Origin of the sequence: Micromonospora sp. WMMD723 (assembly GCF_049863385.1) — a bacterium.
GTDB lineage: Bacteria > Actinomycetota > Actinomycetes > Mycobacteriales > Micromonosporaceae > Micromonospora > Micromonospora wenchangensis.
The window spans coordinates 3181458-3197896 of the sequence record NZ_JBMKNR010000001.1 but is presented as its reverse complement, the minus strand read 5'-3'; the positions used below and the strand labels follow the sequence as shown (position 1 = coordinate 3197896).

Genomic DNA, 16439 nt, shown 5'->3' with positions numbered 1-16439 from the left:
ACCCTGATCGGGACGGCAACCCTGCGGTTCCGAGGAGTCCCATGTACCGAGCAGCCCGTGTCCCCAACCACCACGTCGCGCACCGACGGGTCCGCACCGCCCCGGGCGGGGGCATCGACCGTTACGGCCGGGCGGGGGACCAGCAGGCGGCGCTGCGGCTGACGGAACGGTTGATCGCCGAGGCCCGCGACGAGCTGCGGCGGGCGGACGCGAAGGCGTCACAGTGGCTGACCATGTCCGGTGGCGTCGTGCTGGCGATGCTGACCGTGCTGACCGGCACCCGCTGGTCGCCGGGGCAGCTGACCGGTGCGGCGGCCTGGGCCTGGTGGTCGGGTTGCGCCTGCGCCGCGGCGGCCCTGTTCGCCCTGGCCATGGCGTTGCTTCCGAGGACGGCGGGCGCCGCCGAGGTACGGCAGGTCGCCTACTTCGGGCACGTGCACCGGCTGCGCGACCCGGCACTGGTCCGCCGGTACGTCGAGCGGGCCGCGCAGGACACCATGCCCGGCCTGATCTCGCAGCTCTGCTGGCTCAGCCGGCTGGTGATGACCAAGTACCGCTGGGTCCGGGCCGGCACGGTGCTCGTCACGCTCGCCGCCGCCCTGGTCGCGCTGGCGCTGCTCTGACCGACCCGTCGACACCTGACCGACCGAGGAGAGGAGAGACCGGTGGCTTCCCACACCGAGGACCCGAACAAGACGCCCACCTGGTGGTCGCGGACGAGTTTCGCCGGCCGGTTGTCCGATGCCGACCGGGCCGCCCTGCTGCGGATCGGCGGGCGGCAGGAGTTCCCGTCCGCGCACACCCTGTTGCGGCAGGGTGACCGGGGGCGGCACCTGTTGCTGCTGACCACCGGACAGGCCCGGATCATGGTCGAGGGCAGCCGACGGGGGCCACGGGGGATCGCGCAGCGCTTCGCCGGTGACCTGGTCGGTGAGCTGTCCTACCTCGACGACGGTCCCCGGTCGGCCTCGGTGGTCGCCGTCGGGCCGGTGGTGGTCCGCCGCATCCCGGCCGAGGCGTTCGACGACTACCTGCGGCGGCATCCGACGGCGCACCGGTCCTTCGCCAGGTTGCTGGCCGATCGGCTCCGGGCCGCCGACAAGCGGACCGTCGCCGAGTCGTACGACACGACCACCCGGGTCGCCGCCGTGCTGGCCGACCTGACGGTGCTCGTGGACGACGAACTGGTCGCCACCACCACCCAACGGGAGCTGGCCCAACTGGTCGGCGCGTCGCAGATCTCGGTGCACCGGGCGTTGCGCCGGTTGGCGCACCTGGGCCTGCTGGTGACCCGGCACGGCTCGATCGTGATCGTCGACGAGGTCGGGTTGGGACGGTTCGCCGATTCGGCGGCTGACCCCATCACCTGATGTAGATCAACTAGCCGGTTTCGCAATTCCCGCCGCAGAGTCGAAAACGACCCACCCCTTCAGCGGAAAAGGACGGCAATAGCCATGGAACTTCCACGACACTGGACCGTCGTCTCGTCGGACATCGTCAATTCCAGCGAGGGTGGATACCCGCGTCAGTCCGATCTGGCGACCGCCGTGGAGCAGATAATCGACCGGATCGAGCACCGGTGCCCCTACCCGGGGAGCTGGATCCGACGGGAACGCGGCGACGGGGAGCTCATCCTCATCCCCGCCGGCGTGCCGATCGCCTGGGTGCTCGCCGGTTTCCTGCCCCAACTGCGGCAGGAGATCCTCGGCCACAACCGCAACAAGCACCCCGACCACCTGCTCCGGCTGCGCGTCGGCATCGACAGCGGAGACGTGAGCGTCGACACCGCCGGCGTGCCCCGCGGCGGCGACGCGATCGTCGACGCGGCCCGGCTGCGCGACTGCGGTGCCAGCCGGGAAGCGTCGGTCGCCGTGCCGGGCGCGCCGGTGGTGGCCGTCGTCTCCGACGCGGTCTACCGCCGGGTCGTACCGGCCAACGCCCTCGGCATGGAGCCGTGGATGTTCAGGTCCGTCCGCGCGGTGGTGCCCGACAAGACGTTCCGGGCCCACGCCTGGCTCCACCTGCCGTCCCAGCCGCCGCCGGCGGTCAGCGCGGCGGTCGACGAGCCCCAGGCGTCGCCGACCCGGGACCGGCCCGCGCCCGCGCCGGCCGGCGACCCCCGGGACGTGGCCCGCCGCGCCCGGCAGGCCGCCGACACCCACCGCACCCACGACGCCCGCCAACAGGGCGACAACCTGGGCCAGACCGTCTACGGCGACCACGCGACCGTGACCAACTACGGCCCGATCAGCAAGGGAGGGGGATCGGCATGACCACCGACACGCCGTCCACCGGCGACGAGGAGAACACCGCGTCGGCCAGCAACGGCGCCCAGGACGCCCCCGTCGCGGAGGGGAGTTCGCCACCCGACACCGGTGGCGCCTCCCCGGAGGCCCCGGCGGAGCAGCCCGGCGCGGACCGCCCCACCGCTGCGGAGCCGCTCACCCCCGGGCGGGGCAACCGCCTCGACCGGATCGACGAGCTTCGCGCACCCGGCGCGAAGCCGGACCCGGGTGACTCCGGGGGCAAGGACAAGAGCTGGCGTCACGCCGACGACCCGCCACGAGGGGCCGCCGGGCCCGACCCGGCGTTCTCCAACGTCGGGCAGACCGTCTACGGCGACCACGCCGTGCTCATCAACATCCAGCTCCCCGACGGGCGTCAGGTCACCATCCTGCGTTCCCAGCGCACCGAGGCCGAGCTGCTGGAGTTGGAGCACACCTGGGTGGCCGTCGACGGCTTCGGCGACGCCCTCGAACTCCTGCGGGACAAGCGGGTCGTCGTCCTGCGCGGCCGGGTCGGCACCGGCCGGCGCACCACCGCCGAGATGATGCTGCGGCACGTCGTCGGCCTCGACCGGGTGGTCGGCATCGAGGACCCCGAGGTGACCCTCCCCCAGCTCGCGGGGCAGGAGGGGCTGCTGCTCCCCGAGCACGGCACGGTGCTGGAACTGCCGGCCAGCGAGGCGGTGACGAGCGGCACCCTGCGCGCCTTCGCGTTGCTCGCCCGCACCGCCTCGGCCTACGTGGTGATCCTCGACGGGCACGGCGACACCGCCGACCCGACCCTCGTCCAGCACACCGTCGACTACACGTCGCCTCCGCCGGAGAACGTGCTCCGCCGGCACCTGGGACGCCTGCTGCTGCGGCAGCGGGGCTGCGCCGACACCTGCGCCGAGTGCATCGGCGACTGCTGGAAGGAGTTCGTCGACCGGTGCGTGGCGCACGACGGGATCGCCGCCGAACTGGCCGCGCACCCCCGCCCCCGGCAGATCGTGGAACTCGCCCAGGCGCTGGCCGGCTGGAGCGGGGCCGACGAGGAGCTGGGCGTCGCTCTGGGCGGGCTGCGTCGCCGTCGCCGCGACGTGGTCGCCCGGCTGCTCAAGCAGGACAGCGCGGAGAAGGCGACCGAGGACCCGCAGGCGGCCCCGCGTCGGCAGGCGTTCCAGATCGCCTACGTGGCCCTGCACAGTCTTCCGTTGGCCGACGTCTTCGACGCCAGCGAGCTGCTGCTGGGAATCCTCCAGGCGGTGGAGACCGGCACCGACCGGCTGCCCCGGGTGGTGTTCGACGGCGGCGTCGACCAGATGCTGCACGCCTGGGGCGGTGAGTCCCCGCTGGCCGCGGCCGAGACCGGCGAACAGCCCCGCCGGGCCCGGCTCACCGACTTCCGCCTGCTCTTCGACGTCCTCGACGTGGTGTGGCACGACTTCGACGGCGTCCGGTTGCCCCTGCTGGTCTGGCTGGAGGAGCTGGTCTTCACCCGCCGCGACGAGGTCCGGTGGCGGGCGGCCCGGATCACCGGTTGGCTCGCCACGTACGACTTCGACGAGGTCTGCAACGGCATGCTCCGGCAGTGGGCGGCCGACGAACGGGGCACCGGCCGGCAGGCCGCCGCCTTGGCGCTGGAGATCGCGGCGCACGACGACCGGCTCGTCGCCCGCATCCAGGGGCGGGTGCTCGGCTGGGTACGCAGCGCCAACCCGAGGCTGCACGACACCGCCGCCCGCGTCTACGGCACCCGCATCGGCCGCCTCGCCCCCGCCGACACGCTGCGGGAGCTGCGTACCCTGGCCAGCCGGGACGACCTCAACGGCAGCGCCTCGGTCGCGCGGGCGCTGACGAATCTCTACCCCGTCGCCCCCGAGGAAACCTGGCGTGCGCTGGTCGACTGGAACGGCGCGGACCTGCACCGGCTGCGGGTCCACGCCGCCCGGGGCATGACCCTGCTGGGGGGACAGCTCGCCGGTCAGGCCCCGCACGAGGGTTGGCCGCTGCTGCTGACCGCCGTCGAGGGCTTCACCCCCGACCCGACGGAACTGGCCGGGCTGTGGCGGGGCGCGCTCAGCGACCCCACCACCGCTCCCCGCGCCTGGAAGCTGCTGCACGCCTGGCTGCTACTGGGCGACGAGGAGCCGGTGGACGAGGACCCGGTGCCGGCCGACCGGCTGGCCGACCGGCTGGTCGCCCTGTTCTCCGCGGTGTTCGTCGGCCGGCTGGTCGGACGCAGCCGCTTCTACCTGCGCGACTGGTCCCGGCAGTCGGCCACCGCCCGCCGCCTGCTCACCCCGCCCGTCATCGCCGCCGGCGGCACCACCGATCCGGCACCGCCCACCGTAGGAGGTAACCCGTGAGCATCCCGACATCCGGCCGTACGGTCGTCCGGCGCAGTCTGTGGCGTCGGCTGGTCGACTGGTTCCGTGGCACCCCACGCGGGCAGGTCACCAGGGACGAGGAGATCACCTACCAGCCGACCGACGACAGCACCCTGCTGACCGCGCTCTGCCAGGGTGACGTCTACGAGTTCCAGGTGCACACCACCCTGGTGTGGTCGGCCTTCCTGCCCTACCACGACCTCGTCGCCGAGGCCGACGAGTTCACCGCCAGCGCCCGGGACACCGTCCGGGAGCGGATCTGGGAGGTCGCGCGGCGCTTCTCGCCGTACCAGTCGGTGGAGGCGGAGCAGGCGATCCAGGAAGCGCTCACCCCGCAGTGGTGCTACCGGGGTGCCGCCGGCATGGTGCGGTGCAGGGCCAAGGTGTGGGTGCTGCCCGACCCCCGGGTCCGTGACCATCTGTTGCCGTTCGAGCAGCGCAAACTCGACGTCGAGGCGAACACCACGCTGGCCCTGCTGCGCGCCGACCGGTTCGAGCAGGTGGCGCGACGCTGGCAGCAGCTGTTCGACACCCTCGGCCACGACGCGATGGTGGCGTACGCCGCGCAGCTCGCCGATCCGACCGTCTCGGCCATCGTCACCAACCTGGTCAACCACCGGCGCGCCGGTGCGGTGCAACTGGTCGACGTGCTGCGTCAGGCCAGCAAGGACCACGAGAACATCGGCCTCTACGAGTTCGCCAGCGCCTACGACGCGGCCCTACAGACGCTGCGCCGGCAGATGCACCTCGACGAGGGCGGGTTCCCGATCGCGGCGGTCGACTCCGGGGCCGGATCATGAAGCCCGACCGGTTCGGCCGGATCGCCCTGGCGGCGGTCACCGTGGCGGCGTTCGGTACCGCCGCCGGATGCGGCAAGGGTGACGGTCCGCAGGACACGTGCGCCGCTGTCGCAGGTCCGGCACCGACCGGGGTCGGTCGCACGGCCGTGCTGCTGGACGTCTCGGCGTCCACCCGGGGAACCGGGTCGGCACCGGACTGGGCGGCGGAGGTGGAGGCCCAGGTGGCCGCCGCCGTCGACCGTGAGGAGGTGGTCTCCATCGGCACCTTCGACGGCTCGGCCTCCACCGTCGCCTGGGCGGTACGCGACAGGGCGACCGCACCCACCAGCAAACGGACCAACAACCAGCGGCTGGAACGCGAGAAGACCAAGTTCTGCCTGCGCAGGTCGGCGAGCGAGGCGGCGCGGACGCCGGCCCGCACCACCGGCACGGACATCCTGGGCGCGCTGGGTGTCGCCGGTGGGCAGACCGCCCCCGCCGGCGAGGCGCGCCGGACGGTGGTGATCGCCACGGACGGGTTGGGCACCGTCGGCTGCACCGACCTCAGCCGGGCCCCGGCCGGCGGGGCGGCGCTGATCGAGGCCGCCGTCCGGGACTGCCCGGCCCGTACCGGATGGCCTGCCGAGCTGGCCGGTAACCACCTGGTGATGCTCGGGGTGGGGCACCCCGCCGAGGGCCAGCCGATTCCGGAGACCGGGCAGTTGGCCTGGCTCCGGCAGTACTGGCGGCGGCTCTGCGCGGCGGCCCAGGCGGCGTCCTGCGAGGTCTCCACCGCCCCGGTGGCCGTGCGGTCCGGCGGAGGCGGGGGCGGGGCCGGCCAGCCGCCCACCGACCCACCTGTCAGTTTCCGTCCCGAGGGGGGACCGCCGCTGCCGGAGCCCGAGGGCACCGTCTGGCCGGTGCCGTCGGCCGCGCTGTTCGCCACCGACTCCGACGAGGTGGGGCAGGCCGGTATCGCCCGGCTCGGGCAGATCAGGAAGGAGATCGGCACGGCGCGGGTCACCCGGGTCGAGGTCATCGGCTACACCGACTCGCGCGGCGGCGACCGCCACAACCAGGACCTGTCCGAACGCCGGGCCGCGGCGGTCGGGGTGGTCCTGAACGGCCTGGGGCTACCCACGCCGGTCACCAGGGGCGCCGGGGAGACCGGCCGGATCTGCCTGACCGAGCAGCGGCCCGGCGGCGCCTGGGACGAGGACTGCCTTCAGCGCAACCGAAGGGTCGAGATCGTGATCAGCACAGAGAGCGGATGAGCGATGACCGACAATCACGTACGCCACGAGGACGGTGGCAACGGCCGCCGCTACCAGTCAGTCCAGTGCCCCCCACTGTTGACCCTCGGCGCGACCCGCCTCGCCGAGCCGGTCGCCACGCCGGAGCCGTACCGGCCGGACCAGTTGTCGCACACCGAGTCGGCCCGCCTGGTCCAGGCCAAGGCCGACGCCGAGGAGTCGCTGACCGCGTACCACAGCCGGTTGAAGACGGCGGGTGACCGGATGGTCGACGCCTGGCACCGGGCGAAGGTGGGGCTGCACGAGCTGGAGGGGCTGCTCGCCAAGCGGGAACTCGGTGCGGCGGCCCGCCAGGACCGGCAGGTCCAGCGGGAACACGCCACCGACGGCGTCGAGGACCGCCGGCACCGTCCGTACTGGCAGCATCAGGCGTTCGTCTGGGCGGTGGTCCTGATCAGCGCGCTCTACGACACGGTCTTCTTCGCCGGGTCGTTCCGCGACGCCATCGACGCCCCCGACGACGTCCGGTCCGTGGAGTACTGGGTGTCGTTCCTGCCGGGCGTGGGAATCTTCATGGCGTTGACCCTGGCCGGCTACTGGCTCGGCGTGCCGCTGTTCCGACACCGGGCCAGGGCCGAACGGCGACGCTGGCGGCGGCAGTTGGGGTGGCGGATCCTGCTCCGCCGGATCTTCGTGATGTGGCGTCCGGAGGACGAGGAGCGGCAGCCGGACGAGCTGCCCTGGCCGAGCTGGGTACTGCCGGTGAGCTTCGCCACGCTGGTGGTCGGGGTGCTGGCGGTCTGGGCCTGGCTGCGCGGGAGCCACCTGCTCAACACTGACCTCCAGTGGCCGCTGGTCGGCCTGCTGGTGCTGCTCAGCGCGTCGGCCATCGCGTTCAAGGCCGCCGCACACAACCCCGCCGCCGACCGGGCGATGCGGGCGGGCCGACGCCAGCGGAAGGTCACGCGACGCTACGACCGGCTCAAGGCCAGGTCGGAGAAGCAGCTCGCCGGGCACGAGAAGGCCTGGCAGGAACTGCACCTGGCGGTGGAGGACGCGGTGACCGGCGTCTGGCGGCACGTCACCGACGCGTGGACCGAGATCGCCGAGGGGCGGGCCCGGCACGGGCTCACCGGCATGGTCGCCCCCGGTTTCGTCACCTCCACGGACACCGACGCGTCGGCCCGCGCCCTGTTCGTGGGGCTGACCGGCCCGTCGCTGCGGCTGGAGACGCTGCGGGTGATGCAGGACCTGCTCGACCGGCACCGGCCCGAGGTGCTCAGCGCGGAGCAGACGGCGCTGACCGAGCAGCTCAACGCGCAACTCGACGCCGCGACCGTCGACCAGTGGCCGGACCCGACCGATGGGGGCCCGGCCACGGTCCGGCACTGACGGCGGTTCCGTTGAGGGCCGGTGGGTTCACCCCACCGGCCCCTGCGGATCGGAGCGGGTCACGGCCTGGGCGGTTGTGCGGTGGAAGGGCATCCACCACGGTCACCGCACGCCGGTGACTCCTGTCGGTCATCGGACCGTACTGGCCGCCAAGCCGGGAGCAAACAGTCATCTGACGCTCCCGCGCGCCTGGCCGCGGATGCGCAGGGTGTCCGATCAGTCGCTTGCTGGCTATGGTGTCGGCTCCGTCATCCCTCGCAACACATAGGACTCACGTGGGCATCCTTCAGGAGATGCAGCGGGCGCACGCACGACAGGTGCGCGCCCAGAAGCAGGCGCAAGCTGCCGCACACCGGCACCACCAGCAACTTCGCCGAGACGCCGAACGCGCGCTGAAAGCCGCGCAGCGCACCGCCGTCGCCAACGAGCGCGAGCGCAAGCGGCTGTACGTCGAGGCACGGGTGGCCGAGGTGGCCGCCGACAACTCCGGGCTCCAGGCGCACCTCGACGAACTGGACAATCTCCTGGCCGCAACCCTCGACGTCGACGACCACATCGACTTCCGCCGGCTGCGTAAGTCGGCTGAGCACGCCCCGTTCAAGCCGGGCAACCTCGGGGTACCGCTGACACCACCCGACTGGCAGCGGTTCGTACCGGCCCCGCCCGGCTTCCTGGGCAAGATGTTCGGCGGCCAGGCCAAGTACCAGCAGCAGTTCGCCGCAGCTCAACAGGCATTCGGGCAGGCACAGGCGGAACACGGCGCCGCCGAGGCCGAACGTCAGCGGAAGCTGGCTGCCGCCCACCAGCGCTATCTCCAGAAGTGCGCCAAGGTCGACGCGGAGGTGAACGCGCACAACGCGGAGATCGACCGCTTCGCGGCGGCCGTCGCCGCAGCCGAGCCGGCTGCGGTGGTCGACTACTTCGGCATGGTGCTGGGTAACTCCGTGTACCCGGACGACTTTCCGCAGCACTATCGGCTGGCCTACGTTCCGGAATCCCGCCAGTTGGTGGTGGAGTACCACCTGCCAACGCTCGATGTGATCCCTGCCGTACGCGAGTATCGGTACGTCAAGGCCCGTGACGAGATCACCACCGCCGCGCGGCCCAGCAAGGAGATCAAGGAGCGGTACGCCGTCCTCGTCGCACGGGTCACCTTGCGGACGGTGCACGAGTTGTTCGAGGCCGACCGGTCCAAGCTCGTCGACACGGTGGTGTTCAACGGCATCGTCGACACGACCGATCCTCGGACAGGCGCGTCCGTCCAGCCGTGCCTGGTGACGCTGCGGACCACCCGCGAGACCTTCACCGCGCTCAACCTACGCCTGGTCGAACCGCTCGCCTGCCTGACGCATCTCAACGCCTCGGTGTCGAAACGGCCCGCCGAGCTGGCACCGGTCCGGCCGGTGCTGGAGTTCGACATGGTCGACAAGCGGTTCATCGACGAGGTCGACGTGTTGGCCGACCTGGACCAGCGGCCCAATCTGCTCAGGCTGACCCCGAGCGAGTTCGAGAGTCTGATCCAGAACCTCTTCGCCAAGATGGGCCTGGACACCAAGCAGACCCGACCGTCACGGGACGGTGGCGTGGACTGCGTCGCCTTCGACCCGCGCCCCATCTTCGGGGGCAAGGTCGTCATCCAGGCCAAGCGCTACCGCAACACGGTCGACGTGTCCGCCGTACGGGACCTCTTCGGCACCCTGCAGAACGAGGGCGCGTCGAAGGGCATTCTTGTCACCACCAGCGGCTACGGACCGGCCTCGTACGAGTTCGCCTCGGGTAAGCCGCTGGAATTGATCGACGGCTCCAACCTGCTCTATCTGCTCGGCGAACATGCGGGGGTGACGGCCCGGATCGACCCCAGCGATCTGGACTGAGCATGGACATGCAGCGTCCGCCCGGACAAGCCTTGATCATGCATTTCACCCACCTTGACAACCTGCCGGTGATCCTGGAAGTGGGGAGACTCATCGCGGACAGCGCCGTGGGCGGACATCTGGTGACCGAAGTGGGGTCGGTGGACATCAAGGCCAGCCGACGATCCAGGCTGGTCACGTGCGCACCCGGCGGGTTCGTCGCCGACTACGTGCCGTTCTACTTCGCACCCCGTTCGCCGATGATGTACCGGATCGCGAAGGATCACCAGGCCGGCAAGACCGGACTGTATCCGGACGGTGACGACCCACTGGTATACCTGGTGAGCTCGGTCGACCGCGTACACCGGGCAGGGCTGCCGTGGGTGGTCAGCGACGGCAACTGCGCCTCCGTGCTCACCCGCTTCTCCGGGAGCCTTGACGATCTTGTCTCCATGGTCGACTGGCCGCTGATGCGGGAGATCTCCTGGAACAACATTCCGGAGGACCAGGACCGGATGCGACGGCGGATGGCCGAGTTGCTGGTACACCGGGAGTTCCCGCTGGAGTTGCTCGTCGGCTATGCCGTACGGACGAAGGCTCGGGAGACACAGCTGAGGCGGCTCCTCAGTTCTGCTGGCATCATCAACCCGTACGTCGTTGTCAGACCAGGCTGGTACTACGGCTACACCCGGAGGGAGGTATGCGAATGATCGTCGTCAGCCATGGCAACCTGCTCACCGCCGACGCCGAGGCCCTGGTAAACACCGTCAACACGGTGGGCGTCATGGGCAAGGGGATCGCCCTCCAGTTCAAACGCGCCTTCCCTGCCAACTACACGGCCTACCGGGCCGCCTGTGCGGCGAAAGATGTCCAGTTGGGCAGAATGTTCGTGTTCGATTCCGGCCTACTCGGCACCCGCCGCTATGTGATCAACTTCCCCACGAAGGGGCACTGGAAGGCCAGATCCAGGCTGTCCGACATCCAATCCGGCCTCACTGATCTCGTCCGGGTCGTCCGGGAACAGCGGATCGGCTCGGTGGCGCTACCGGCGCTCGGCTGCGGCAACGGTGGGCTCGACTGGGACGTGGTCCGACCGATGATCGAGCAGGCGTTCGCCGCACTGCCCGACGTCCTGGTGCTGGTGTTCCCTCCGGAGGGCGCTCCCGAGCCGGCGGACATGCCGGTCGCCACCTCCAAGCCGGCGCTGACCGCAGGACGCGCCACCCTGCTGCGGGCCATCGAACGCTATCTCGACCGCGCCCGTGCGCTGGAGCCCCGGGACGGCATCACCAACCTGGAAATCCAGAAACTCGCCTACTTCCTCCAGGTCTTCGGCGAGCCGCTGCGCCTGTCCTTCACCCGGGGCCGATACGGGCCGTACGCGGAGAACCTCAACCACGTTCTTGATCGACTCGAAGGCCACTACCTGGTCGGCTTCGGCGACAGATCCTCCCGCGTCGAGGAGTTGCGTCCCATCCACCTAACCGACGGAACCAGCGAGGCCGTTTCCGCATGGTTCGCTGCCGGCCACCGGATGCCGGAAGCACTCGACCGCATCGCTGCGCTGGTGGACGGGTTCGAGTCTCCGTACAGCCTCGAACTGCTCGCCACGGTGCACTTCGCCGGCGAGGTGGAGCCTCCGACCAGCGACCTCGACGAATTGATCGAACGTGTCCAGGCATGGAGCGGGCGGAAGGCACGCCTGTTCACCCCGGCGCACGTCACCACCGCATACGAGCGTTTACAGTCCGCCAGCCTGCTACCCCACCTGGCCGCGTCGTCGGCCTGACCGGCTTCAGGTCCGGCTGGTCGTCGCGTTCGCAGATCTCGCCCGACCATCTTCCGGTGGCGGAGGAGGCAGTGGCACGGGCAGCCGAGATGGTGCGACACCGCTCCCCCGGCCCCCTCACCGCCAAGGGTGAGCCGGATTTCGCGTCGCAACTCGACTACGAAGGTCTGCGCCTTTCTACAACGCCACTCCCGAGATCGGCTTCCTCGGCGAGGAAGACGGGGTCCAGGGCAGGGCATCGGCGCGACGGTCGACGGAAAACCCATCCGGGTCAGCGACACGACCCGGTTGAGCGATGCAGTCGTGGCTATAGGCGACTCGCCGTCGGATTGGACGCCATCGCCAAGAACGAGCTCCGCCTCGCCCTGACGGCACGCCTGGCCGAGACGGTGCAGCGGGTCCGGATGGTCGGCACGGCCGCGCTGGACCTGGCCTGGCTGGCCGAAGGCCGGATCGACGCGGCGCTCACCTGTCCAACCGTCCGTGGGACATGACAGGCGGCACCGCTATCGCGCGGGAGGCGGGCGCCGTCGTCCTCGACCACGACGACAGCGCCCACACCCCGGCTCGTCCGTCACCCTCGGTCTTGCCGGACAGATGCTGGCACTGGTCGCCGCAGCCAGCAACAGGGCCTGATCGGTGGCGAAACTACGGCAGGGAGCCCACGCTCCGCCCGGATCAGCTGTGTTGTGCCCGCTCGAAGAGTGGGCGGGTGATCGTCGTGCTGAACTGCGGCCCCACAAGGTAGCGCTTCCCCGGGATGTAGCCGTGGGAGTTGTCGCCGACGACGGTGCCGAACCCGGTGTGCCGGTCGAAGCTCACGAAACGTGGGCCGCCGCTGGAGCCGCCGCCCATCACGCACGCGGTGCCCCACTGGCCGGGCGGCTCCGGCCAGTCCTCGGTGGACTGCTGCTCCACCGCCCGGCCGGTGCAGTAGGCGAGGCGTTCACCGGTGTACTCGGGCAGCCCCTCGCGGGCCTCGTCGGAACTGGCCCGGGGGTAACCGAACTGGTGCACCACCCGGGCGCCCGGCACGTCGTAGCCGATCCGCTGGGCCGCGCCGACGGCGTCCTGTACCCGGCGTCCGTCACCGTCCGGGTGGAGCACCACGAACGCCTGGTCGTACGAGTCGTACAGGCTCTCGATCTGGTCGTTGAGCAGCCACGTCGGGGCGACCACCGACAGCCGGCCGACGAACCTGCCGTACGGGGCCCGGCCGTCGGTGTAGCCGGGGACGAACAGCACGTTGGCCGACCACTGGTTGTCCTCGCCGAGGAGGTCGGTGTTGTTCACGCAGTGCGCGGCGGTCACCACGGTGCTGCGGTTGGCGCTGTCCAGCACGGTCGCCGTGCAGCTGGTGTCCTCGCCGTGGTCGGTGAAGAAGAGCCTGCCGACGGTACGCGACACGGCGTCCGCCCGGGTCCAGGGTGCGCCGTCGGGTTTCGCCACGGGCGGCACCTGCGCCGACGGGGTCTGCAGAGCCGCGATCCGCTGCGGCGTCCAGTACGCCAGCACCGCCTGCCGCTCGGCGGCGGTGACGGCCACGGCGTGGATGGCGACCGGGCCGGGCGTGGCGGTGGCGGGCTGCTGGGCGATCCCGGTCAGAGTCGTCGTCACGAGCGCGGTGACCGCTCCCGCGACGCCGACGCGACGACGCAGAGCGGGGGTTGGCTTCGATGTCATGACGGGGAACGTAGGACCGGAATGTCAGGAAGCCGTTTGCGGAGACTTCCCCTCCCGCTCCATGGTCTGACGCCGGAACCCGTGCGGAAGGTGGATACGGTCGGCGGGCACGCCCGCGGCGAGCAGCCGCAGCCGCGAGCCCGCCAGCATCGGAGGCGGCCCGCAGACGTAGACCTGCTGGTCGGGGCGCAGGTGGTCGAGGGCGACCGTGAGTGCGTCACCCCGCTCGGCCGGGTCCGCGTGCGGGTCGTGGGAGAACGCGGGCACGATGGTCAGCCAGCCGTGGGCGCACTGGAGCTTGTCGAGGGCGATGGCGTCGTACAGCTCGACGAAGGTGCGTGCGCCGACGACCAGCGTGACCCGGCGGCCGTCGGGAGCGGCGGCAACCTGCTCGACCAGGGCACGCAGCGGGGCCAGCCCGGTGCCACCGGCCACCAGCAGCAGGTCGCCGTCGCGCAGGTGCAGGCCGAGGTCGCGGGGCGGGCCGAGGCGCAGCATCTCGCCGGGGCGTACCTCGTGAACGAGACTGCCTGAGACGGTGCCGGCGGCCACGGCGCGGACGTGCAGCTCGACGGTGCCGTCGGTGCGGGGTGCGTTGGCCGGGCAGTACCACCGCCAGCGGCCGGGGTGCCGTGGGGTCTCGACGGGAACGGCCTGGCCGGGGCGGTGCGGCAGCCGCACCCGGGGGCGGACGGTCAGGATGGCGACGCCGGGACACGGCCGGTCGTGACCGGTCACCGTGGCCGGCACGCCATCACCGGCCGCGCTCATCGGGCCACCGCCCGACGCACCTGGGCGATCCGCCCCTCAGGCAGGTCCGCCGCCCAGCACACCCCGATCAGATAGTCACCGATGCGCCGATGCTGCTCCTCGGACAGGCCGAGCCCACCCCAGGCGTCCGCCGACTCCCCGGCGAGCGCGGCGGTCACGCTCGCCGTCAGGTGCGCGGCCAGCCGAGCCAGATCCACCCCGATGAGGTACGGCGACAGTTCCGCGTCCGCCGCCACCAGCCGCAACCAGCGGTGGACGATCTCCTCCGGGGTCACGCCCCCGGTTGTGACCTGCGCACGCGGGTGCGGAGTGTGTTCTCTCCCCTGTTCGTCGGTGACGGGGGCGGAGAGGTCTGTTGCGGCGGTGTTCATGGTGTCTGCGGCCCCTGTACGTCGGCGGGAGGGTGACGGGCGCCGGGGCGGGCGGGGACGAGGTCGCGTCGTTCGGGTCGACACGCCCCGGAGCCCGGCACCCGCCCCGGGCCATGCATCAACCCTGGTCAGACGGCTCCGCTGACAACATGACCACGGACTGCACCTGCACGGTCACCATGCTGCACCAACTGCCGATACAGTGCACGTTGACCTACCTCGACATGAGCTGAGGCGGCACCATGACGACCGTGCAGCGATGGAGCGGGCAGGAGAGCAGGACCCTCCGCAACGCACTCCGGATGAGCATCCGCGACTTCGCGTCGCATCTCGGCGTGGCCGAACGGACGGTATCCAAGTGGGAAGCCGGCGGCGCTGGTGTCACTCCGCGCCCTGAGATGCAGTCGGCCCTCGACACCACGCTCGGCAAGGCTCCGGTGGAGGCACGGGACCGCTTCACGGCCGCGCTGCGGGCCGCAGCACCATTTCCCGCCGCTGCGCCTGATATGCCGGTCAGCGACGCGACGCAACTCGGTGACCTCGTCGCCGTCTTTTCGAGCCGTTCAGAGTTCTCCACCCAGGTCTCGCCCGACCATCTTCTGGGCGGCGCGAAGACGGTTCGTGCTGTCGGACTCTCGCTCAACCTGCTTGCTCAGGGCTTCGCCGACAGTCAGTGGCGTGACCTCCTCGACGCAGGTGGACGAGCCCGCTGCCTGTTCCTTGATCCCGCAGGGTCGGCCGTCCAGGCACGCGAGGCAGAGGAAGGATTCTCGCCAGGTCAGCTCTCCGGTCTGACGAAACTGAACATCGAGACGTTGATGCGGGTCCGGGAGCGGCTGGCGGTTGGACGACGTGATCACCTGGAACTGGCCGTCTACGACGACACGATCCGCTTCAACGTGGTGCTGGCGGATGACCTCTGTGTGGCGCAGCCGTACCTGCCGGTGAGTCGAGGAGTCGATTCCCCGACGTTCGTGGTCAGACGGCAGAAAGACCGGTCCTGCCTGTATCCGGTCTTCGAGCAGTTCTTCGAGGCACAGTGGCAGCGAGGGCGGCAGTTGTGAGCGACTACCGACACCTGCTTCCGGTGGCCGAGGAGGCAGTGGCACGGGCAGCCGAGATGATGCGGCACCGCTCCCCCGGCCCCCTCACCGCCAAGGGTGAGCGGGACTTCGCGTCGCAACTCGACTACGAGATCGAGAGGGAGGTTCGCGCCTTCCTACAAGCCGCCACCCCCGAGATCGGCTTCCTCGGGGAGGAAGACGGCGTCCAGGCCACGGGCGAGATGCAGTGGGTACTCGACCCGATCGATGGGACGGCCAACTTCGTCCGCGGCATCCCACTGTGCGCGGTGTCGCTGGGGCTGTTGCACGGCAATGATGCGGTTCTCGGCGTCATCGAAGCGCCCTTCCTGGGCAACCGGTACGTCGCTGCCCGCGGCAACGGTGCGACAGTCGACGGGAAGCCCATCCGGGTCAGCGACTCCAACCAATTGAGCGCCGCGATCGTGGCAATCGGCGATTATGCCGTCGGGGAGGACGCCGCCGACAAGAATCAGCCCCGACTCGCCTTGACCGCCCGGCTGGCCGACGTGGTGCAGCGGGTCCGGATGATCGGCTCCGCCGCGCTGGACCTGGCCTGGCTGGCAGAGGGCCGGATCGATGCGGCACTCACTCTGTGCAACCACCCGTGGGACATGACGGGCGGAACGGCCATCGCGCGGGAGGCGGGCGCCGTCGTCATCGACCACGACGGCAGCCCCCACGATCCCGGCTCGTCTGTCACCCTCGGCATCACTCCCGGTCTTGCCGAGCAGGTGTTGGCATTGGTCCGCGCAGCCCCGTTCGAAGGCTGACGACACCCCCTCCTAGCGGGAGGTACGCCCGCCGAACCG

Annotated in this window: 16 protein-coding genes; 13 read left to right on the top strand and 3 right to left on the bottom strand. The window is 71.0% G+C overall.

Annotated features, from left to right (window positions below; genetic code table 11):
- Positions 1–41 precede the first annotated feature (41 nt).
- The 11 genes from ACN261_RS14460 (at position 42) to ACN261_RS14410 (ending at position 12214) form a co-directional block, all read left to right on the top strand.
- Positions 42–623: a Pycsar system effector family protein gene (locus ACN261_RS14460; RefSeq protein WP_421485836.1), complete on the top strand. Its 582-nt coding sequence runs from the start codon at positions 42–44 to the stop codon at positions 621–623.
- A gap of 42 nt (positions 624–665) precedes the next feature.
- Entirely contained in the window at positions 666–1370 is a 705-nt protein-coding gene (locus tag ACN261_RS14455; RefSeq protein ID WP_421485834.1) for a Crp/Fnr family transcriptional regulator, read from the top strand.
- Positions 1371–1454: 84 nt separating this feature from the next.
- Positions 1455–2273, top strand: a complete 819-nt coding sequence (locus ACN261_RS14450; protein ID WP_425850551.1) for a hypothetical protein — start codon at positions 1455–1457, stop codon at positions 2271–2273.
- Positions 2270–4633: a hypothetical protein gene (locus ACN261_RS14445; protein WP_425850548.1), complete on the top strand. Its 2364-nt coding sequence runs from the start codon at positions 2270–2272 to the stop codon at positions 4631–4633. The genes ACN261_RS14450 and ACN261_RS14445 overlap by 4 nt, the downstream gene beginning before the upstream one ends.
- On the top strand, positions 4630–5454 hold the full coding sequence (locus ACN261_RS14440) for a hypothetical protein (protein WP_425850545.1): 825 nt from the start codon (positions 4630–4632) through the stop codon (positions 5452–5454). The genes ACN261_RS14445 and ACN261_RS14440 overlap by 4 nt, the downstream gene beginning before the upstream one ends.
- Complete coding sequence (locus ACN261_RS14435) at positions 5451–6707, top strand: OmpA family protein (RefSeq protein ID WP_421485826.1); 1257 nt, start codon at positions 5451–5453, stop codon at positions 6705–6707. Before ACN261_RS14440 ends, ACN261_RS14435 begins: the two co-directional genes overlap by 4 nt.
- Before the next feature lie 3 nt (positions 6708–6710).
- Positions 6711–8078, top strand: coding sequence for a hypothetical protein (locus tag ACN261_RS14430; RefSeq protein ID WP_425850542.1), 1368 nt, complete (start codon positions 6711–6713; stop codon positions 8076–8078).
- Positions 8079–8371: 293 nt separating this feature from the next.
- Positions 8372–9952, top strand: coding sequence for a restriction endonuclease (locus ACN261_RS14425; RefSeq protein ID WP_425850540.1), 1581 nt, complete (start codon positions 8372–8374; stop codon positions 9950–9952).
- A gap of 2 nt (positions 9953–9954) precedes the next feature.
- Positions 9955–10641 (top strand): type II toxin-antitoxin system toxin DNA ADP-ribosyl transferase DarT, encoded by a 687-nt coding sequence (darT, locus tag ACN261_RS14420; RefSeq protein ID WP_421485820.1) that lies wholly within the window; start codon positions 9955–9957, stop codon positions 10639–10641.
- A complete protein-coding gene (darG, locus tag ACN261_RS14415) occupies positions 10638–11720 on the top strand; it encodes a type II toxin-antitoxin system antitoxin DNA ADP-ribosyl glycohydrolase DarG (protein ID WP_421485818.1) in 1083 nt (360 codons plus the stop codon). Before darT ends, darG begins: the two co-directional genes overlap by 4 nt.
- Before the next feature lie 329 nt (positions 11721–12049).
- Complete coding sequence (locus ACN261_RS14410) at positions 12050–12214, top strand: hypothetical protein (protein ID WP_421485817.1); 165 nt, start codon at positions 12050–12052, stop codon at positions 12212–12214.
- Between the two features lie 184 nt (positions 12215–12398).
- Here the strand turns inward: ACN261_RS14410 and ACN261_RS14405 are convergent, their stop codons facing one another.
- Genes ACN261_RS14405 through ACN261_RS14395 form a run of 3 tightly spaced genes read right to left on the bottom strand, consistent with a single transcriptional unit; the run spans position 12399 to position 14449 of the window.
- The gene (locus tag ACN261_RS14405; protein ID WP_425850536.1) at positions 12399–13403 is read right to left on the bottom strand and encodes a trypsin-like serine peptidase; all 1005 of its coding nucleotides are present in this window, start codon (positions 13401–13403) and stop codon (positions 12399–12401) included.
- A gap of 24 nt (positions 13404–13427) precedes the next feature.
- Positions 13428–14174, bottom strand: a complete 747-nt coding sequence (locus tag ACN261_RS14400; protein ID WP_421485813.1) for an FAD-binding oxidoreductase — start codon at positions 14172–14174, stop codon at positions 13428–13430.
- Entirely contained in the window at positions 14171–14449 is a 279-nt protein-coding gene (locus tag ACN261_RS14395; RefSeq protein WP_425850534.1) for a hypothetical protein, read from the bottom strand. The genes ACN261_RS14400 and ACN261_RS14395 overlap by 4 nt, the downstream gene beginning before the upstream one ends.
- 338 nt (positions 14450–14787) lie before the next feature.
- On the opposite strand from ACN261_RS14395, the gene ACN261_RS14390 reads away from it, so the two are divergent.
- Entirely contained in the window at positions 14788–15609 is an 822-nt protein-coding gene (locus ACN261_RS14390; RefSeq protein WP_425850531.1) for a DUF5919 domain-containing protein, read from the top strand.
- Positions 15606–16400: an inositol monophosphatase family protein gene (locus tag ACN261_RS14385; protein WP_425850528.1), complete on the top strand. Its 795-nt coding sequence runs from the start codon at positions 15606–15608 to the stop codon at positions 16398–16400. The genes ACN261_RS14390 and ACN261_RS14385 overlap by 4 nt, the downstream gene beginning before the upstream one ends.
- Positions 16401–16439 lie beyond the last annotated feature (39 nt).